The organism is Burkholderia sp. 3C (genome assembly GCF_054589155.1).
The window spans coordinates 11,342-30,672 of sequence record NZ_BAAILN010000017.1 but is presented as its reverse complement, the minus strand read 5'-3'; the positions used below and the strand labels follow the sequence as shown (position 1 = coordinate 30,672).

General features: G+C 69.2%; 15 protein-coding genes. 3 read left to right on the top strand and 12 right to left on the bottom strand.

Annotated elements, in window-relative coordinates:
• From nagE to nagA, 4 genes are all read right to left on the bottom strand, one after another.
• The coding region (nagE, locus tag ACYP33_RS02735) for an N-acetylglucosamine-specific PTS transporter subunit IIBC (protein WP_459619563.1) at positions 1–1,549 on the bottom strand (1,549 nt) is incomplete at its 3' end.
• An 84-nt stretch (positions 1,550–1,633) separates the two neighbouring features.
• Positions 1,634–4,219 carry a phosphoenolpyruvate--protein phosphotransferase gene (ptsP, locus tag ACYP33_RS02730; protein WP_459619561.1) on the bottom strand — a complete coding sequence of 862 codons (2,586 nt, stop codon included), beginning with the start codon at positions 4,217–4,219 and terminating at the stop codon, positions 1,634–1,636.
• 15 nt (positions 4,220–4,234) lie between these two features.
• Entirely contained in the window at positions 4,235–5,242 is a 1,008-nt protein-coding gene (locus ACYP33_RS02725; RefSeq protein ID WP_414445662.1) for an SIS domain-containing protein, read from the bottom strand.
• Positions 5,235–6,338, bottom strand: coding sequence for an N-acetylglucosamine-6-phosphate deacetylase (gene nagA, locus ACYP33_RS02720; protein ID WP_414445663.1), 1,104 nt, complete (start codon positions 6,336–6,338; stop codon positions 5,235–5,237). The genes ACYP33_RS02725 and nagA overlap by 8 nt, the downstream gene beginning before the upstream one ends.
• A 527-nt stretch (positions 6,339–6,865) precedes the next feature.
• Between nagA and ACYP33_RS02715 the strand changes: the two genes are divergently transcribed.
• Positions 6,866–7,654 (top strand): IclR family transcriptional regulator, encoded by a 789-nt coding sequence (locus tag ACYP33_RS02715; RefSeq protein ID WP_459619559.1) that lies wholly within the window; start codon positions 6,866–6,868, stop codon positions 7,652–7,654.
• A gap of 61 nt (positions 7,655–7,715) precedes the next feature.
• Complete coding sequence (locus ACYP33_RS02710; RefSeq protein WP_414443140.1) at positions 7,716–8,963, top strand: MFS transporter; 1,248 nt, start codon at positions 7,716–7,718, stop codon at positions 8,961–8,963.
• A 28-nt stretch (positions 8,964–8,991) separates the two neighbouring features.
• Here the strand turns inward: ACYP33_RS02710 and ACYP33_RS02705 are convergent, their stop codons facing one another.
• The 4 genes from ACYP33_RS02705 to ACYP33_RS02690 all read right to left on the bottom strand — a co-directional run bounded on the left by ACYP33_RS02705 (position 8,992) and on the right by ACYP33_RS02690 (position 15,357).
• On the bottom strand, positions 8,992–12,198 hold the full coding sequence (locus ACYP33_RS02705) for an error-prone DNA polymerase (protein WP_459619557.1): 3,207 nt from the start codon (positions 12,196–12,198) through the stop codon (positions 8,992–8,994).
• Positions 12,199–12,202: 4 nt separating this feature from the next.
• Complete coding sequence (locus tag ACYP33_RS02700) at positions 12,203–13,693, bottom strand: Y-family DNA polymerase (RefSeq protein WP_459619555.1); 1,491 nt, start codon at positions 13,691–13,693, stop codon at positions 12,203–12,205.
• Positions 13,623–14,339 carry a translesion DNA synthesis-associated protein ImuA gene (imuA, locus tag ACYP33_RS02695; RefSeq protein ID WP_459619565.1) on the bottom strand — a complete coding sequence of 239 codons (717 nt, stop codon included), beginning with the start codon at positions 14,337–14,339 and terminating at the stop codon, positions 13,623–13,625. Before imuA ends, ACYP33_RS02700 begins: the two co-directional genes overlap by 71 nt.
• Before the next feature lie 202 nt (positions 14,340–14,541).
• Entirely contained in the window at positions 14,542–15,357 is an 816-nt protein-coding gene (locus tag ACYP33_RS02690; RefSeq protein ID WP_414451884.1) for a MetQ/NlpA family ABC transporter substrate-binding protein, read from the bottom strand.
• 272 nt (positions 15,358–15,629) lie between these two features.
• Between ACYP33_RS02690 and ACYP33_RS02685 the strand changes: the two genes are divergently transcribed.
• Positions 15,630–15,920: a YciI family protein gene (locus tag ACYP33_RS02685; protein WP_414450948.1), complete on the top strand. Its 291-nt coding sequence runs from the start codon at positions 15,630–15,632 to the stop codon at positions 15,918–15,920.
• 25 nt (positions 15,921–15,945) lie between these two features.
• Here ACYP33_RS02685 and ACYP33_RS02680 read toward each other — a convergent pair whose 3' ends face one another.
• Genes ACYP33_RS02680 through ACYP33_RS02665 form a run of 4 tightly spaced genes read right to left on the bottom strand, consistent with a single transcriptional unit; the run spans position 15,946 to position 19,304 of the window.
• On the bottom strand, positions 15,946–16,572 hold the full coding sequence (locus ACYP33_RS02680) for an SCO family protein (protein WP_414450947.1): 627 nt from the start codon (positions 16,570–16,572) through the stop codon (positions 15,946–15,948).
• Positions 16,573–16,579: 7 nt separating this feature from the next.
• Positions 16,580–17,482, bottom strand: coding sequence for a heme o synthase (gene cyoE / locus ACYP33_RS02675; RefSeq protein WP_414443146.1), 903 nt, complete (start codon positions 17,480–17,482; stop codon positions 16,580–16,582).
• Between the two features lie 15 nt (positions 17,483–17,497).
• Positions 17,498–18,607, bottom strand: coding sequence for a COX15/CtaA family protein (locus tag ACYP33_RS02670; RefSeq protein ID WP_459619553.1), 1,110 nt, complete (start codon positions 18,605–18,607; stop codon positions 17,498–17,500).
• A 37-nt stretch (positions 18,608–18,644) separates the two neighbouring features.
• Positions 18,645–19,304 (bottom strand): SCO family protein, encoded by a 660-nt coding sequence (locus ACYP33_RS02665; RefSeq protein WP_459619551.1) that lies wholly within the window; start codon positions 19,302–19,304, stop codon positions 18,645–18,647.
• Positions 19,305–19,331: the final 27 nt, after the last annotated feature.

Below are 19,331 nucleotides of genomic sequence, written 5' to 3'. Positions count from 1 at the left end.
CGGGGTCGAGCGGGCCGGGATCGCTGGCCGGCGCCGCCGCTGCGGGCGCCGCCACCACGGCCGGCGTCGGCGCAACGGCCGCGGCCGCGCCGCCGCCCGTTGCATTGGCGATCGCCGTGCGGATCTCGTCGGCGATCAGGTCCGCTTCCGGCCCGATGATCACCTGCACGCTGCTGCCGCCACGCTTGAGCACGCCGCGCGCGCCGATCGACTTCAGGCCGGCTTCCGACACCTGCTCGGGATCGACCACCGACAGACGCAGGCGCGTCGTGCAGGCATCGACGACCGACAAATTGGCTGCCCCGCCAAGCGCCGCGATATAGCGCACCGCACGCGGCGCCGAGCTCGGCGCAAGCGCCGCGCCAGCCGGTGCGACACCGCCCGTTGCCCCGCCTGCCGCAGCCGGCACGCCCACCACCGGCACATCGGCCGTGGCCGGCTCGCGGCCCGGCGTCGCCATGTTGAACTTGCGGATGAAGAAGCGGAACAGCCCGTAGTACGCCACCGCGTAGGCCACGCCGAGCGGAATCGCAATCCAGCCCTTCGTCGACAGCCCGTAGTTCAGCACGTAGTCGATCGCACCGGCCGAGAACGTGAAGCCGAGCTTCACGCCGAGCAACTGGCAGATCGCGAGCGACAGGCCCGTCAGCAGCGCGTGGATCACGTACAGCACCGGCGCGAGGAACATGAAGCTGAATTCGATCGGCTCGGTCACGCCCGTCAGGAACGAGGTCAGCGCCATCGAGAACAGCAGGCCGCCCACCATCGCGCGGCGCTCCTTCGGGGCTTCATGGAACATCGCCAGGCAGGCAGCCGGCAGGCCGAACATCATGATCGGGAAGAAGCCCGCCATGAAGCCGCCCGCGGTCGGATCGCCGGCGAAGAAGCGGTGCAGGTCGCCCGTCACCGCCGCGCCGCCGCCCGGCGGCGTGAAGCTGCCGAACACGAACCAGGCCAGCGAATTGATGATGTGGTGCAGGCCCGTGACCAGCAGCAGCCGGTTCAGGAAGCCGTAGACGAACGCGCCGATCGCGCCGGCCGTGGTCAGCCAGTGGCCGGCGGCGTCGATCACGTTCTGGATCGGCCCCCAGATATAGCCGAACACGATCCCGAGCACCACGCAGGCCAGCCCCGTGACAATCGGCACGAAGCGCTTGCCCCCGAAGAACGCGAGGTAATCGGGCAGCTTGATGTCCTTGTAGCGGTTGTAGAGCAGCCCCGCCACCACGCCGGCGATGATGCCCGACAGCACGCCCATGTTCAGCTTCGGGTCGATGTCCTTCATGATCGCGGTTTCGATCAGGTAACCGATCGCGCCCGCGAGCGCCGCCACGCCGTTGTTGTCCCGCGCAAAGCCCACCGCCACACCGATCGCGAACAACAGCGGCAGGTTGTCGAACACCGTGCCGCCGGCGTCGGCGATCATCTTGATGTTGAGCACGTCCGACTGCCCGAGCCGCAGCAGGATGCCCGCTACGGGCAGCACCGCGATCGGCAACATCAGCGCCCGGCCCAGGCTCTGTATTTTCAGAAACGGGTTCCCGTCCATTCAGACCTCCAAATCATCTCGTCTTTCGTTGTTGATGTATGTATTGCGAAGGGAACTACGGCGCGAATCGGGCTTCGACAAGCGTCAATCCTGAGGCCAGATTTCGCGACTGGCCGCCCGTACCGCCTGCGCGGAGTCGAGCGACAACAGATCCTGGGCGCGCTGGCGGCACAGCGCGTAGTCGAGGCCGCGCACGCGCGCCTTGATGCCCGGCACCGAGACCGGATCGACCGACAGCTCGGTCACGCCGAGGCCGACGAGGATCGGCACCGCGGCCGGGTCGCCGCCGAGCGCGCCGCACACGCCCACCCACTTGCCGTGCTTCGCGGCGCCGCGCACCGTCGCATCGACGAGCCGCAGCACGGCCGGATGCAGGCCGTCGGCGAGCGCGGCCAGATCGGCCTGGCAACGGTCCATCGCCAGCGTGTACTGGGTCAGGTCATTGGTGCCGATCGACAGGAAATCCGCGTGCTGCGCGAGCTGGTCGGCCAGCAGCGCGGCCGACGGCACCTCGATCATCACGCCCACCTCGATCGGATCGGTGCGGCCCATGGCGCGCGCGAAGCCGTCGATGCGCTCGCGAATCCGCACCAGTTCGGCGGCGTCGGTCACCATCGGCAGCAGGATCCGCACCGCGCCGAGCGGTTGCACGGCGAGCAGGCCGCGCAACTGGTCATCGAGCAGATCGGGGCGCACCTGGGCCAGCCGGATGCCGCGCAGGCCCAGCGCCGGGTTCGGCTCGGGCGGCAGCGTCAGGTAATCGACTTCCTTGTCCGCGCCGACGTCGAGCGTGCGGATGATCGCCGGGCGGCCCTGCAACGCGTCGACGATCGACTGGTAGCTGTCGCGATGCTCGTCGGTGGTCGGAGCCGTCTGGCGGTGGATGAACATCAGCTCGGTGCGCAGCAGGCCGATCGCGTCGGCACCGTTCTCGACGGCCGTTTTCGCGTCGTCGAGCGTGGCGATGTTGGCGGCCACCTCGATATGACGCGCATCGGTCGTGCTCGCGGCCTCGCCCGACTGGCGGCGGTTCACCTCGCGCACGCCGGCCAGGCGCTGGCGTTCGAGGCGGGCGCGCTCGACGTCGAGCGCGGTGGGCGCATATTCGAGGCGGCCGGCGGTGGCGTCGACCACCACCTGGGTGCGATCGGGAATCGCGAACAGCGCGTCGCCCACGGCGACCAGCGCGGGAATGCCGAGCTGGCGCGCGATGATCGCCGCGTGCGAGGTCGCGCCGCCGCGCGCCATCACGAGCGCGGTCACGCGCTGGCGATCGAGCGAGGACAGATCGGATGGCGTGAATTCCTCGGCGGCCAGCACGGCCTCGTCGGGCAATTCGCGCGCGGCCGTGCCGGCGGTCAGGCCGAGCGCGCGCAGCACGCGCTTCTCGATGTCGCGCAGGTCGGTGGCGCGTTCGGCCAGCAACGGATCGTCGAGACCGCCGAGCACGGCGATCTGCGCGCGGATCGTTTCGCGCCAGGCGAAGCCCGCGCTCTTGCCGAGGCTGATCTGGTCGCGGGCGGCGTCGATCAGCGCCGGGTCCTCCAGCAGCACGCGATGCACCGCAAAGATGCCCGCCTCGCCCACCGCGCCGCGCTGCGAGGCGCTGCGCACGGTGTGCTCGAGTTCGGCGTCGATGGCCGCCAGCGCGCTGTCGAGCAGGCGGCTTTCGGCGGCCGGCGTGCCGCTCGCCCGCTCGGGCGGCGTCAGGTCGGCTTCGTCCCAGCGCACCAGTTGGCCGACGGCGATACCGGGCCCGGCGCACACGCCGGCCAGCGTATTCGGATCGAGCGGCGTGCCGGGCGCGCGCGCGGCCATCTTCGGCGCCGGAAAGGCCTGACGCGCCGGGCGCGCCTCGACCTCGCCGTGCGCGGCGCGCAGCAGTTCCTCGGCGATCGCGTCGACAGCCTGCGCCGCCTGCGAGCCAATGCCCACCAGTTCGATCACCGCGCCCTCGCCCGCGCCGAGCGCAAGCAGGCCGACCACGCTTTCGATCGCGGCCCGGCGCTCGCCGAAATGCACATGCACGCGCGCATCGAGCCCGCGCGCCGCTTCGCGCGCCCGCGCCGCCGGCCGTGCATGCAGGCCGCCCGCATGCGCGAGCGTGATCTGGCGGCGTGCCTCCATCGCATCGGCCACGTCGCGCGCGGCCGCCGCCACTTCGGTCGACTTCGCGCGCAAGGTCAGGAGCGGCGTCTCGCCGGCCTTGACCACGCCGCGGCCCGCGCGCTCGACGATCTCGAACGCCTCGGAGTTCGCCACGGCGATCACCGAGACGAGGCTCGGCGCGGCCTGCGCCACGACATCCTGATCGAACTCGACCAGCAGGTCGCCGGCCCGCACGCGCGCGCCCGCCTCGACCTTCGGCGTGAAGCCGCGCCCACTCAGCTCGACCGTGTCGATGCCGATGTGCAGCAGCACTTCCGCGCCCTCGACGGTGGTGATGGTGACCGCGTGTCCCGTGCGCGCGAGATGCGTGACGATGCCCTCGCACGGCGCGACGAGCCGGCCGTCGAGCGGATCGATGCCGATCCCGTCGCCGAACATGCCGCCCGAGAACACCGGGTCCGGCACATCGGCAAGCGGCACGACCGGCCCGGTCAGCGGCGACAACAACACGAACTGGTCAGGGGATGGCTTTTTCAACTGGGATTCCTCGGCACGTCTCATCGTTCGTCTCGCGGTTCAATGCGTTTCGGTAACTTTGTTCAGATGGCGCGGCGCGTCGGGATCGCGCCCGCGCGCCACGGCAAGCTGCGCGGCCATCACGTAGAAGGACAGAATCGCGGCCACCGGATCGAGCGCCACGTGGGCCGCGCGTTCGAGCGGCAGCGTCGCATCGGGCGTGCCGTGCGGCGCGGCGAGCAGCACGCGGGCGCCGCGTGCGCGCATGTCGGCGGCCAGCGTCAGCAGGCCGGCCTGCTCGGGGCCGGGCGGGGCGAACACCAGCAGCGGATAGTCGCGGTCGATCAGCTCCATCGGGCCATGACGCACCTCGGCGCTCGAGAACGCCTCGGCCTGGATGCCCGAGGTTTCCTTGAGCTTGAGCGCGGCTTCCTGCGCGATCGCGAGGCCCAGGCCACGGCCGATCACGATCATGCGCTCGGCATCGCGCAACTCGTCCACCGCGGCGCTCCAGTCGAGCGCGCCGGCCTTGGCCAACGTGTCGGGCAACGCGCGCAGGCCCGTCATCAGCGCCGCGTCGCGCTGCCAGAGCGCGACGATCTGCGCCGACAGCGACAGCATCGCGATATAGCTCTTGGTGGCGGCCACCGACAATTCGGGGCCGGCGGCCACCGGCAGCGCGTGTTCGCACGCATCGGCCAGCGGCGACGGCAGCACGTTGACGGCGGCCACCGTGCGGGCGCCGGCGTCGCGCAGCGCGGCCATCGTATTGACGAGATCGGGGCTCTTGCCCGATTGGGAAAACGCGATCGCGAGCTGGTCGCGCACGCGCAGCGGCGCCTGCTGGAGCGTGGCCACCGACATCGGCAGCGACGCGACCGGCACGCCGAGGCGGCTCATGGTCAGGCTCGCGAAATAGCTGGCCGCGTGATCGGAGCTGCCGCGCGCGACGGTCAGCGCGACTTGCGGCGGCGTATCGAGCAGGCGCCCGACCAGCGCCTCGACGGCGGACTGATCAGCCAGTTGGGTGGCCACCACCTCGGACGCCTGGCGCGCCTCTTCAAGCATATTCGACAATCGATTCTCCTTCGACGTAGGTTGCGCTCAGGTTCAGGTCGCGGTCGAACACCGCGACGTCGGCCCATGCACCGCGCGCGAGACGGCCGCGATCTTCGAGACCGAGGTAGTCCGCCGCGTAGCGCGACATGCGGTTCGACACGTCGGCCATCGGCAGCCCGAGCGAGACGAGATTGCGGAACGCCTGGTCCATCGTCAGCGTGCTGCCGGCCAGCGTGCCGTCGGCCAGGCGCACGCCGCCCAGGCATTTGGTGACGTGCTGGCTGCCGAGGCGGTATTCGCCGTCGGGCATGCCGGTGGCCGAGGTGCTGTCGGTGACGACGTACAGGCGCGGGATCGCGCGCAGCGCCGCGCGGATCGCGCCCGGGTGAACGTGCAGCAGGTCGGGGATGATCTCCGCGTATTCGGCATGGGCGAGCGCCGCGCCGACCAGGCCCGGGTTGCGGTGATGCAGCGGCGACATCGCGTTGAACAGGTGCGTGAAGCCGCAGGCGCCGTGCTTGAGCGCGGCCACGCCATCTTCGTAGGTGGCGAGCGAATGGCCGAGCTGCACACGCACGCCGCGCGCGGCCATCTCCGAGATGATCTCGATGTGGCCGGCAATTTCCGGCGCCAGCGTGACCACGCGGATCGGCGCGATCGACAGATAGCGCAGCACTTCGTCGAGCGCCGCCGACACCGCCGCGTCGGGCTGCGCGCCGAGCTTGCCGGGGTTGATGTACGGGCCTTCGAGGTGCACGCCGAGCACGCGGGCGGCGCCCGGCGTGCGGTTGCGGGCGCGCTCGCCCAGTTGCGCGACGACGTTCATCAGTTCGTCGCGCGGGGCCGTCATGGTGGTGGCCAGCAGGCTGGTGGTGCCGAAGCGCGCGTGGGTCCGGCCGATCTTCTCGATCGCGTCGCCGCCTTCCATCACGTCGGCGCCGCCGCCGCCGTGCACGTGCAGGTCGATGAAGCCCGGCACGATATAGGGCGCATCGTTGGTGGTCGGATCGACAGGCCGGCCCGTCAGCGACGTGATCCGGCCGTTGCCGAATTCGATCGTGCCTTGGCGCCAGCCCTCGGGTGTCAGGATATTTCCGGTCAGCATCGCGTTCACTTGATTTCCGGTATGGCGGTTGCGAGAGGAAGCCGGCCGGCGGATCAGACGGACTTGGCATCTGACCTCGATCGCGGCGGCGGTGCTTGACGGGACGGTGCGGCGCGGCAGGCCGCTTTCCCGTTTAAAGCGAGCCGATTATATAACCAAACTAATACCAGTCAATTTAGTGGGCTCCGTGCCCTGGATTCGCCGAAAAACCTTGCCACGAGCGTGTTTTAGTCGACTCATGGCGTTGTTTACTTAAGATTTTTTGGATCGGGATTTACCCCAACCCGTTCTTTGACGCTTTGCATACCGACGGGCAGACGAACGCCTTTCAAGGCCTACCAATACCAATATAGAACCAGTTTTCGATCTGGTATCGAACCCACGCCAGACATACCGCATGGCCCCGGGGCGCGATCACGCCTCAGGGCCGTCTTTCCGCTGACCATTGCACATCCCGGGGCGTTTCGATAATCTGTTCTATCTGCTAAGTGATTGTTCTATCAGATAGAATTTCCGGAAACCCGATTATGGTCAGGGCGCGTGAAGCCACCCAATCTCCGCTCGGCGTCACGCCGAGCGGCATCGATGTGCTGGATCGCGCCGCTTCGATCCTGTTCGCGTTCCGGCGCGACGAAGCGCCCCTTACATTGACCGAGATCGCCGCCCGCACCGGGCTCTACAAGAGCACCGCGCTGCGGCTGCTCGGCGCGCTTTGCCACCACCGGCTGCTGATGCGCCTCGACGATGGCCGCTACCGGGTCGGCCCCGCCACGCTGGGTCTCGCGGCGATCTACGAATCCACGCTCGACCTGGCCGACGTGCTGATGCCGCTGATGCGGCGGCTCAACGAGGAAACCGGCGAATCGGTGTCGTTCCACGTGCGCGACGGCGAGCAGCGCGTCTGCCTGTATCGCATCAGTTCGCGGCACGTGCTGCGCGCCGAGGTCCAGCCCGGCGACATCCTGCCGCTCGAACGCGGCGCAAGCGGGCGCGTGCTGCTGGCGTTCGGGGGCGCGGCCGGCGAACCGTACGACACGGTGCGCCAGTCCTTCCACTACAAGTCGGCCGGCGAGCGCGACCCCGAAACGGCCGGCATCTCGGTGCCGGTGTTCGGCGCGGCGCACGGCCTGACCGGCGCGCTCGGGCTGGTCGGCCCGATCAGCCGCCTGAACGACGCGGCCATGACGCGCTACCTGCCGCTGCTGCTCGGCTATGCGGCGCAGGCCACGAACCGGCTCGGCGGCGACGACGGCCCATTGCTGGCCGCCGCGCAACGCCACGCCGGCACGCAGGACACCCCCGACACGCCGGCCTGACGACGGCCGCCGCGCGGCCCGCAATGCCCGCCCCCATACGGATGACGAGGAAACCGACACGATGCCTTCATGGTTAAGAGAACTAAGCAAATCGGAGAAGCGCACCTTCTGGGCCTGTTTCAGCGGCTGGGGGCTCGACGCGATGGATACCCAGATGTACGCGCTGACGATCCCGACGCTGATCGCCCTGTGGGGCATGACGCGCGGGCAGGCCGGCATTCTCGGCACCACGGTGCTGATCATGGCGTCGCTCGGCGGCTGGATCGCCGGTGTGCTGTCCGACCGCTACGGGCGCGTGCGCATCCTGCAGATCACCATCGCCTGGTTTTCGCTGTTCACGTTCCTGTCGGCCTTCACCGATTCGTTCTGGCAACTGCTGATCACGCGCAGCCTGCAGGGCATCGGCTTCGGCGGCGAATGGGCGGTGGGCGCGGTGCTGATCAGCGAGACGATCAACCCGAAGCTGCGCGGGCGCGTGGTCGGCGCGCTGCAGGCCGGCTGGGCGATCGGCTACGGCATCGCGGTGCTGCTGACCACGCTGCTGTTCAACACGCTGGCGCCGAACCTGGCGTGGCGCCTGCTGTTCGCGCTCGGCGTGGTGCCCGCGGTGCTGGTGCTGTGGATTCGCCGCAATATCGAGGACGCGCCGGTGTTCGTGCGCGAACAGGGCGGCGCGGCAGGCACCGCGCCGGCCGCGAAGGTCGGCATCTGGGATATCTTCCGCGGGCCGAGCCGCGCCACCACGATCAAGGCGATCCTGCTGACGTTCGGCATCTACGGCGGCAACTACGTGATGATCACCTGGCTGCCGGCCTATCTGAAGATCGTGCTGAACCTGTCGATCAACAACATCGGCGGCTATCTGGCGATCAACATCCTCGGCTCGTTCGCGGGGGCATTCCTGAACGGCTGGATGGCCGACGCGTTCGGCCGCCGCAAGACCTTCATGATCATCGCGTGCCTGCAGGCGGTGGCGGTCGGCGTCTACACGATGGCGCCGATCAATCTCGCGGCCACGCTGGTGCTCGGCTTCGTGCTCGGCACGCTGCAATCGGGCACCGCCGCCGGCACCGGCGCGTTCCTTGCCGAGCTGTTCCCGACGCGCATTCGCGGCGCGGCGCAGGGGCTGTGCGGCAACGCCGGGCGCGCGATCGGCGCGGTGATGCCGACGCTGGTGGGCGTGGTCAGCCTGCGCACCGGGCTCGGAGCGGCGATGGGCGTGTGTGCCGGCTGCGCCTACCTGATCGTGGTGCTGGCCGCCTGGGTGCTGCCCGAGACGCGCGGGCGCGATCTGGCCACCGTCGAATGATCCGGATTGCAAACTAAAACGGCGTGGCTCAGTGGAACTCGCGGCTCGACGTCCGCAGCCCGCCGAGCAGCGGCGTCAGGTCCTCCAGATACTGCGCGATCAGGTGCCGCACCTCGTTCTCCGCTTGCCACACGCCGTACACGGCCAGCAGCTTCGCATCGAGCACCTCGCGGCGCTGCCGCTCGATCAGTTCGCGCCGCACGATCACGTTGACGCTGCCGGTTTCGTCCTCCAGCGTGACGAACAGCGTGCCCTTCGCCGTGCCCGGCATCTGCCGCGCGGTGACGATGCCGCAGGCGCGCGCGAGCCGCTTGTTGCGGTGCACGCTCAACTCCTCGGCCGACGCCAGCCGCCGCGCGCGCAATGCATCGCGCAGCAACGCCACCGGATGACGGTTCAGCGTCAGGCCGGTGGTGCGGTAGTCGGCCAGGATGTCGTCGGCTTCCGACGGCGCGCCCAACTCCGGCCGCACCGGCTCGTCGATCGGCGCGGCCGCCAGCAGGTCGCGCGACGGCGCGGCCGCCACCGCCTGCCAGAGCGCATCGCGCCGGTTGCCGGCCAGCGTCGCGAACGCGTTCGCGGCGGCCAGCGCTTCGAGATCGCGACGCTCCAGCCGCGCGCGACGCGCGAGGTCATCGACGCTGTCGAACGCGCGCACGGCACGCGCCGCCTCGATGCGTAGCGCCGCCTCCTTGCCCAAGCCCGCCACCAGCGACAAGCCGAGCCGCACCGCCGGGCGGCCCAGCGGCGGCGGCTCGCCGGGCAGGGCTTCGAGCGAGGCGTCCCGGTTGCTGGCCGTCACGTCGATGGGCCGCACCGTGACGCCGTGGCGCTTGGCGTCCTGCACCAGTTGCGCGGGCGGATAGAAGCCCATCGGCTGGCTGTTCAGCAACGCGGCCAGAAAGATCGCCGGCTCGTGGCATTTGAGCCAACTGCTCGCATAGACGAGGATCGCGAAGCTCGCCGCGTGACTCTCCGGGAAACCGTATTCGCCGAAGCCCTTGATCTGCTCGAAGATCCGCTCGGCGAAATCGCGCGGATAGCCGCGCGCGTTCATGCCGTCCACGATGCGTGCGTAATAGTGTTCGAGCCCGCCCTTGCGCTTCCAGGCCGCCATCGCGCGCCTGAGCTGGTCGGCCTCGCCCGGCGTGAAGCCGGCCGCGATGATCGCGATCTGCATCACCTGTTCCTGGAAGATCGGCACGCCCATCGTGCGTTCCAGCGCGGGCTTCAGATCATCCTTCGGATAACTGACTTCCTCGAGGCCTTGCCGCCGCCGCAGGTAAGGGTGCACGGCCCCGCCCTGAATCGGCCCCGGCCGCACGATCGCCACCTCGATCACGAGATCGTAGTATTCCTTCGGCCGCAGCCGGGGCAGCATCGACATCTGCGCGCGCGATTCGATCTGGAACACGCCCACCGTATCGGCGTTCGAGATCATGTCGTAGGTCGGCTTGTCGGGCTCGGGAATATCGTCGATCCCGATTCGCTCGCCGCGCCACGCCTGGATGAAATCGAACGCGCGCCGCAGCGCGGTCAGCATGCCGAGCGCGAGCACGTCGACCTTCATCAGCCCGAGCGCTTCGAGATCGTCCTTGTCCCACTGGATCACGCGCCGCCCTTCCATCGCCGCGTTCTCGATCGGCACGAGCCGCGTGAGCTTGCCGCGGCTGATCACGAAGCCGCCCGAATGCTGCGACAGATGGCGCGGAAAACCGAGCAGCCGCGAGGCCAGCTCCGCCCACGCCCGGATGATCGGCACCTCGGGATCGAGCCCGACCGACGCGAAGCGCGCGAGCAGGTCGTCGCGGCCGTCGAACCAGCGGTGCTCCTTCGCCACGCGCTCGACCAGCATCGGATCGACGCCGAGCGCCTTGCCCGTTTCGCGCAGCGCGCCGCGCGGCCGGTAGGTGGAGACGGCGGCCGCGAGCGCGGCGCGATCCTCGCCGTATTTTTCGTAGATGTACTGAATGACCTCCTCGCGGCGCTCGTGCTCGAAGTCGACGTCGATATCGGGCGGCTCGTCGCGCTCGCGGCTGATGAAGCGCTCGAACAGCGTGGTGCTGCGCGCCGGGTCCACTTCGGTCACGCGCAGGCAATAGCACACCACCGAGTTCGCGGCCGAGCCGCGCCCCTGGCACAAGATCGCCCGGCTTCGCGCGAACTTGACGACGTCGTACACGGTGAGAAAGAACGGTTCGTATTCCTTCTCGATGATCAGATCGAGTTCGTAGCGAATCCGTTGCCTGACCGTATCGGGTACGCCGTCGGGGTAATCCTCTTTCGAATAGCGCGTGCGCGCGCCGTTCCAGACTTCCTGCTCCAGATACGCTGCCGGCGTCATGTTGTCGGGCACGATCTCGAGCGGATATTCATACTTCAACTCCTTCATGTCGAAGCGGCAGGCCTCGACGATCCGGCAGGTTTCCGCCACCGCCTCAGGCGAAAACAGTCGCGCGATCCGGTTGCGCGCGCGCAGGTGCTGCTCGGCATTCGACGCGAGCGCGTAGCCGCATTCGCCGACCGGCCGGCCGATGCGGATCGCCGTCATGGTGTCCTGCAGGGGCTTGCACGAACGCGCGTGCATGATCACGTCGCCGAGCGCGACGAGCGGCATCGCGCGCTGCGCGGCAGCGGCCTCGATCGTCTCGCGGTGCACGCCGTCGAGCGCGCGCCCAAGCTGCACCAGCCCGAGCCGCGCCTGCGCGCCGAACACACGCGCGCACCACGCAAGCTGCGCGTCGAGCACATCGGCGCGCACCGGATACGCGGGCACCAGGATCGCGAAGCAATCGGGCACGCCGCGCAGGTGCGCAAACGGCGGCGGCGGCGCGGCCAGCATGCGCGGCGTCAGCGTGTAGCTGCCCTTCTTCGGCGATTCCATGCGCCGCCACGAAATCAGCTCGGCCAGGTTGCCGTAGCCCTCGCGGTTGCGCGCGAGCAGCACCAGCCCGAACGCGCCCGGGCCGGGGTCGCCGCCCGGCGCGACCGCGTCGGCCGTCACCTCGAAATACGCACCGATCACGAGCGGCAGGCCGAGCGCCTTGGCGGCGACGTGCATGCGCGGCGCGCCGGCCAGCGAGCATTCATCGGTGATGGCGATGCCGCGATAGCCGAGCTTCAGCGCGCGCTCGACCAGCTCGTCGGCCGACGACGCGCCGGTCAGGAACGAGAAATTCGAGCGGCAGAACAGCTCCGCGTAATCGGGCAGGGGCAGCGCGGCCGAGGTCGCCATCGCGTCACCCGAACAGGCCGTGCAGGAACCAGCGCAGCTCGCCGCCCTCTTCGGCCTTGTAGATCCAGTAGCAGGCGCCGTCCTCGTCCTGCGCGACGTGATAGTCGCGCTCGACGTTGCTGCCGTCGAACCAGCCGCCCTCGATGCGCTCGTGCGTCGACATCAGGCGCAGCGGCCCCCGATAGCAGGGCCGGTTCTCGCGCATCGCCAGCGCCACCGGTTCGGCCAGCAGCCAGGCCGGGCGCGGTGCGGCGGCCGGCGCGTCGGGCATGGCGGGCATGGCGGGCACGCCTCCGCGCCTGGCCGGCATGTGCAGCGGCAGCCAGCGGTTCGCCGCTTCGGGCCGGTAATCGGCCGACGGCGCGGCGCGCAACACGTTGTCCGCGCCGAGCCGGGCGCCCAGCAGTTCGACCAGCCGCGCGCGTTCCTCGTGCGTGCGGCCCGGCTCGGGAAACAGATCGACGGGCGGCGGCGCAACCGCCTCGACGCGCGTCGCCACGAGCCGCACCGCGATCACCGCGGCCGGCAGCGCGATGCGTGCCAGCCGCTCGCCGAGCACGCGCAGGCAGTGGGTTTCGTCGCGCGTCGGTTCGGCGAACGCCAGCGCGATCGCGGTGGGCGGTACGGCGGCGCGGCCGCGCTCGTGGTCGAGATCGAGGCGCAGCGCCGACAGCGACAACTGCCGCGCGGACAGCCAGCCGCCAAGCTGCGCGACGAGCCGGCGCGCGACGAACAGCACCGCCTCGGCATGCTCGACGCGCTCGGGCAGTTCGAGCCGCACATCGAATTCGGGGGGAATCGGCAGCCACGCGAACGGCTCGGGCAGCTCGCCATAGGCGCGGTCGAGCGCGGCCAGCAGTTCGGGGCCGCAGCGGCGTTGCAGGCCCGCGCGCGGCAATCGGCGCAGGTCGGCCAGCACCGTGCAGCCGAGCCCGTCGAACCAGCCGGCATACGGGCGCGCGGCCGGCATCAGCACGCACGGCAGCGCATCGAGCACGCGTTGCAGCGACGCATGGCGCGCCACCCGCCGGCGCGTGCCGCCGCGCCGCCAGGCGCGCGCCATCAGCCATGCACCACGGCCGGTGGGCGCGGCGCTCACACGCGCCGCATAACCGAGCGCCTCGAGCGAGGCGCGCACCTGGCGGCACAACGACGGCAGGCCGCCGAACAGGCGCAGGCTCGGGCCGACATCGACGATCAGCGTCGCTTCCTCGTCGAGCGCGACCGACGGCGAGAAGCGCAGCAGCGCGAGCGCGACCGCGCGCAACGCGTCGGCCTCGCGGGCCGGATCGCGCTCCACCATGCGCGTGTCGGGCGCGAGCGTCAGCACGCCGCCGCGCTTCATGCCGGCACGCACGCCGCGCGCACGCGCCGCCGCATCGGCCAGCAGCACCACGCCCTGTTCGAGCACGGCGCGGCCTGCCTCATCCTCGGACGGCGGCGCGCACACGTCGAGCGACAGGCGCGGCAGATGGATGCCGAGCAAGACGCGCATAACGTCCCTCCACGATCGGCGACGGCAGCGCCAGTTCGAGCGGTGCGGCGCTGGCCGGCCCGCGCCGCTTGACGATTTCGACCGTCACGCCCGCCGGCGAAGGCTGCACCGCCAGCCGCAGCACGGCCGGCGACGGCTGCTGCGCGGCCGCGAGCGGGCGCAGCATGACGAACAGCGTGTCGCCCGCGCGCGCGGCCGCCAGATGCAGGCGGCGCAGCACGTCGGCCGGCGCGGCCTCCATTTGCCAGAACAGCAGCGCGCCACAGCATCCGGCCTTCAGCGTTTGTTCGGCTGTCCACAGGGCGTCGCGCCGATTGCCTGTGCGCAACCACAGCAGGGCATCGAGCGGCACGCCGAGCGCGGCGAGCGCCGCCGCGTGCGGCGGATGCGGCGGCGCGACCAGGGCCAGCGGCCGCCGCTCGGCCACCGTGCCGGCCAGCCCCGGCGCGAGCAGACGCATCTCGCCGCAGCCCGCATGCGGCACCAGCAGCTCGACGAGCGCGCCGACCGGCCAGCCGCCTCCCGGCAGCTCGGCCGACAGCGCCGGATAGCCGGTGCCGACCGTGCGCGCGCCGCCCCGGGCGAGCTGGGAGCCGCGCCAGAGCGAAGGATGCAGCGATTCGAGGGGAACGGAGGCGGACGACATTGGGCAGACGGGCAGGCGGTGTGAAGCCGACAATAACTGTATATTTATACAGTATATGAGAAGCCGTCCGGCGACGCATGATTTTCGAGAAACAATTTCAGGGGCCGGAAGCGGGATCGGAATCGGGATTGCAAACCGCTGCCGTAAACGACGAAAGGCCCCGCAGGGCCTTTCGGTCAAACCAGGGAAACGCGGCGGTCGCTCAGAACGACGGCACCATCGAACCCTTGAATTCCTTGAGGATATAGGCGCGCACTTCCGGCGACTGGTAAGCCGCCACGAGCTTCTTCACCCACGGCTGGTTCTTGTCCTGCGCGCGCACGGCGATCAGGTTCGCGTACGGGCTGGTCAGCGATTCGAGCGCGATCGCATCCTTGGTCGGTTGCAGGTTCGCGGCGATCGCGTAGTTCGTGTTGATCACGGCCGCATCCACATCGCCGAGCACGCGCGGCAGTTGCGCCGCATCGAGTTCGGTCAGCTTCAGCTTCTTCGGGTTGCTCGTCACGTCGAGCACCGTCGCGTTGTTGCCGCCAGTGGCCGCACCGGCCTTCAGCTTGATCACGCCTTGCGATTGCAGCAGCAGCAGCGCGCGGTTCTCGTTCGACGGATCGTTCGGCACCGCGACCTTCGCGCCTTCCGGCAGGTCCTTCAGCGATTTGAACTTCTTCGAGTAGACGCCGATCGGCGAGATGTAGGTCAGGCCCGCGCTGACAAGCTTGTAGCCGCGCTGCTTCACCTGGCTGTCGAGGTAGGGCTGGTGCTGGAAGCTGTTGGCGTCGAGATCACCCGAATCGAGCGCCGCGTTCGGCTGCACGTAATCGTTGAATTCGATGACCTTCACGTTCAGGCCTTGCTTCTCCTTCGCGACCTTCTGCACGACTTGCCAGACCTGCGCATCGGGGCCTGCGACCGTGCCGACCTTGATCACCTTGTCCTGCGCCTGCGCGCCGAACGACACACCCAGGGCCGCGCTGGCGGCGACGGCGGATACCACTTTCAGGAGATTGCGACGCTTCATCATTTGTTGTTCTCGCTTGCTGTATTGCTGTTGCTTTACCGGATATGAGCAGCGCGGCTCGTGGCCGCCCGCCCGTCAAGGATGCGAATGGTGTCACAGGATTCGCGCCAAGTGAAATACATCCCGCTCATATGGGTATGCCTGGCGGCGCGAATCCATGCTGCGAATCGTCGCAGCGAATCGACGCGCGACGCACGGGCCTCGAAGCGGCTGTGCTACAAAGCAGATCGGCGCGGCGCACAGGCCGCCGCCCTCCCCGGACAGGACCCCGAATGTACGTCATCGATTTCCACTACACGGCCTCGCGCGATCGCATCGACGCGGCGCTCGACCGGCATCGCGCCCATCTGCAGATTCATTTCGACAGTGGCGTGTTCATCGCCTCGGGGCCGAAGGTGCCGCGCGACGGCGGCGTGATTCTCGCGGCGCGCATCGAACGCGAACGGCTCGACGCGATCCTCGCCGAAGATCCGTTCGTACTGGAGGGGCTCGTGACCTACACCGTCACCGAATTCAGGACCACCCGCGTGGCGGCGGGGCTGAACCTGCCGGCGCTGCCCTGAGCGCGCGCCGGCCGCCGCCGCGCACTCAGCCGAGCAGCAGCTTCAGGTCGTGCACCCACGGCCCCGCGCCCTGCCCGTCGCGCACGAACAGGCGCAGCTTGCCGTCGGGATCGAACACGTAGCTGGCCGCGGTGTGGTCCATCGTGTAGCTGCCGGGCGTCTTGCCCGGTGACTTCGCGTAGTAGATGCGGAACGCCTTCGCGACCTGCTTCAGTTGCGTATCGTCGGCCGGCCGCAGCGCGACGAACGACGGGTCGAACGCGGCCACGTATTGCGCGAGCAGCGCGGCCGTATCGCGCTCGGGATCGACGCTCACGAGCAGCACCTGCACGCGTCTGGCATCGGGCCCAAGCGTCTGCATCGCCTGCGCCAGGTCGGCCATCGTGGTCGGGCAAATATCGGGGCAATGCGTGTAGCCGAACACCAGCACGACCGCACGGCCCTTGAAATCGGCCAGCGTGCGCATCTTGCCGGCCGTATCCGGCAACGCGAAATCCTTGCCGAACTGCGTATTGCCGGTGATGTCGAGATTCTGGAAGGCGGGTTGCGGCTGGCAGCCCGCGAGGCCGGCAGCCGCGCTGCCCGCCAGCAGGCAGGTTGCGGCGGCGGCAAGCAGGCGGCGCCGCCGCGCGAAGCGGGAAGGCGACGTCACGTGGCGCTCAGAAACCGAGAGCCGGACGCGCGTAGTGGTCGATCAGCAGCGCCGCGAACAGCAGCGACAGATACACGATCGAATAGCGGAAGGCGCGGCGCGCGAGTTCATCGGAGTAATCGACGTAGACCTTCCACGCATAGGCGAGGAACACCGCGCCGAGCACCACCGCACTGGCCAGATAGACCACGCCGCTCATGCCCGAGATGAACGGCATCATCGTCACGACGAACAGGATCACCGTGTAGAGCAGGATATGCAGGCGCGTGAACTTCGAGCCGTGCGTGACCGGCAGCATCGGCAGGCCCGATTGTTCGTAATCCTTGACGCGATAGAGCGCGAGCACCCAGAAATGCGGTGGCGTCCAGACGAAGATGATCAGCACGAGGATCCACGCGTCGCCGGGGACGCTGCCCGTGACGGCGGCCCAGCCGAGCGCCGGCGGCATCGCGCCCGAGGCGCCGCCGATCACGATGTTCTGCGGCGTGGCCGGCTTGAGCAGCAGCGTGTAGATGACCGCGTAGCCCACGAACGTGGCGATCGTCAGCCACATCGTCAGTGCGTTGGTGAACGTGTAGAGCGTCCAGGCGCCGGCGCCGCCGAGCACGGCGGAGAACGCGAGGATCTGCGGCGAGGTGATCTCGCCGCGCGCCGACGGCCGCCAGGCGGTGCGACGCATCTTCGCGTCGATCTTCTGCTCGACGAGGCAATTGATGGCGAACGCGCCGCCGGCCAGCAGCCAGATGCCGATGGTGCCGCCGATCAGCACGCGCAACGGCACCATGCCGGGCGTGGCGAGGAACATCCCGATGACCGCGCAGAACACGGCAAGCTGGGTGACACGCGGCTTCGTCAGCGCGAAATACTGAGACAGGCGGCTGCCGGGGGACTGGGAAAGCGAGGATTCCATGGGCGCTTGGCGTCGTCAGGCGCGCGCGATGTCGCGCGTGGGGAGCGCGACGCGGCTGGAGCGACTTGAAAGGATTCGAAAGTTTAACATGATCAGCAACAGCAACAGGATCGCGGCCCCGCCGTTGTGGGCGACGGCGACGGGCAGCGGCCACTGCAGCACGATATTGGTCAGCCCCGTCACGAACTGGATCGCAACCACCAGCAGCACGCCGTCGGCGGGCCGCCGCAGCGACGCATAGCGGCGCATGCGCCACGCGAACACCACCAGGAACGCGATTACGACGAACGCGAACGTGCGGTGGGTCCAGTGGATCGCCACCAGTGCGTCCTGCGTGATCGCCTCGCCGTTGCCGGCCATGCCGAGCGCGCGCCACAGGTGGAAGCCGTGTGCGAAATCCATCGGCGGGACCCACTGGCCGTTGCAGGTCGGGAAATCGGTGCAGGCGAGCACCGCGTAATTGGTGCTGACCCAGCCGCCCAGCGCGATCTGCACGACCAGCAGCAGCAGCGCCGCGAGCGCCGCGGCGCGATGGCGGCCCGCTTCCGGGTCGTACGCCGGCAGCGGCGTCATGCGCGCCGCGAGCCAGCCGAGCGAACCGAGCAGGGTCAGGCCGAGCAGCAGGTGGATCGTCACGATCACGGGTTGCAGCTTCATCGTTACCGTCCAGGCGCCGAACGCGCCCTGCACGAGGATCAGCAGCAGCAGGCCGGTGGGCCACCACGGCGACACCGACAGCGGCCGGCGCCGCGCGCGCGCCACCCAGGCGATCAGCACCTGCGCGATGATCAGCACGCCGATCGCCATCGCGAAATAGCGGTGGATCATCTCGATCCAGGCCTTCGACATGCTGACCGGCCCCGACGGCATCGCCAGATGCGCGGCCGAGATCGCCGCGTGCGCAATGAACGGCGACGAGGTGCCGTAGCAGCCGGGCCAGTCGGGGCAGCCGAGGCCCGAATCGGTCAGGCGCGTGAAGCCGCCGAACATCACGAGATCGAGCGTGAAGAAGGTCGTCATCCAGACGAGCTTGCGGAACTTGTCGTCGTCGGCCTTCACCCACACATAGGACAGGGGCAGAAGCGCGATCGTCAGGCCGATCAGGCCGAGTTGCAGTAGGTACATCCAGAATTCTCGTTGCGCCGCGCAGCGTGGCCCGGCCTCAACCGATGCTCGACCACTTGAGCAGCTTCGTCACGTCGTTCTTGATCTTGCTGGGGTCGGGATCCTTCGGGAACCGCATCATCAGGTTGCCGCTCGGGTCGACCAGATAGATGTGATCCGTGGCGTGCGTGCCGGCATCGGCGGGCAGCCAGGCCTCGACCGCGGCGGGATCGACGACGAAGCGCCGCGTGTCCGGATAGGCCGACAGGAGCTTCGCGTCGACGGGCACGGCATCGCTGCGCAGCCAGACCGGGACGATCCGCTGCCGCTCGCCGCCTTGCGTCGCGCGCACCTGCCGCATGAAGTACAGTTTCCGGGCGCACGCATCATCGCACAAACCACCGTTTTCCATCACCAGCAGCCAGACGCCGCGCAGCGACGCGAGCGGCACCGCGCGGCCGGTTTCGTCGGTCGCCGTCAGGCCGGCCGGGATCGGCCGCTGCGGCGAGATCAACGTGCCGTAGTTGGTGGAACCGCCACGGGGCTTGACGACGTAGTACGTGAAATAGGATGCGATGACCGGCGCGGCGCAGATCAGGAACAGCGCGAGCAGCACCCAGCGGCCGCGCCGCCACGAGCCATTCTGCGACGATGTGCCGCGCCCGGCTTGGGCCGGCGCCGGGCGGGAAGACGGGGTCGACACGGCATCGTTCTCCATACGAATCTCATTCGAAGTGCGACGCGA

Coding starts and splice junctions, on each gene's coding strand:
- ptsP (WP_459619561.1), bottom strand. CDS start 4,219: ATGAGACGTGCCGAGGAATCCCAGTTGAAAAAGCCATCCCCTGACCAG.
- ACYP33_RS02725 (WP_414445662.1), bottom strand. CDS start 5,242: ATGCTTGAAGAGGCGCGCCAGGCGTCCGAGGTGGTGGCCACCCAACTG.
- nagA (WP_414445663.1), bottom strand. CDS start 6,338: ATGCTGACCGGAAATATCCTGACACCCGAGGGCTGGCGCCAAGGCACG.
- ACYP33_RS02715 (WP_459619559.1), top strand. CDS start 6,866: ATGGTCAGGGCGCGTGAAGCCACCCAATCTCCGCTCGGCGTCACGCCG.
- ACYP33_RS02710 (WP_414443140.1), top strand. CDS start 7,716: ATGCCTTCATGGTTAAGAGAACTAAGCAAATCGGAGAAGCGCACCTTC.
- ACYP33_RS02705 (WP_459619557.1), bottom strand. CDS start 12,198: ATGGCGACCTCGGCCGCGCTGCCCCTGCCCGATTACGCGGAGCTGTTC.
- ACYP33_RS02700 (WP_459619555.1), bottom strand. CDS start 13,693: ATGCGCGTCTTGCTCGGCATCCATCTGCCGCGCCTGTCGCTCGACGTG.
- imuA (WP_459619565.1), bottom strand. CDS start 14,339: ATGTCGTCCGCCTCCGTTCCCCTCGAATCGCTGCATCCTTCGCTCTGG.
- ACYP33_RS02690 (WP_414451884.1), bottom strand. CDS start 15,357: ATGAAGCGTCGCAATCTCCTGAAAGTGGTATCCGCCGTCGCCGCCAGC.
- ACYP33_RS02685 (WP_414450948.1), top strand. CDS start 15,630: ATGTACGTCATCGATTTCCACTACACGGCCTCGCGCGATCGCATCGAC.
- cyoE (WP_414443146.1), bottom strand. CDS start 17,482: ATGGAATCCTCGCTTTCCCAGTCCCCCGGCAGCCGCCTGTCTCAGTAT.
- ACYP33_RS02670 (WP_459619553.1), bottom strand. CDS start 18,607: ATGTACCTACTGCAACTCGGCCTGATCGGCCTGACGATCGCGCTTCTG.
- ACYP33_RS02665 (WP_459619551.1), bottom strand. CDS start 19,304: ATGGAGAACGATGCCGTGTCGACCCCGTCTTCCCGCCCGGCGCCGGCC.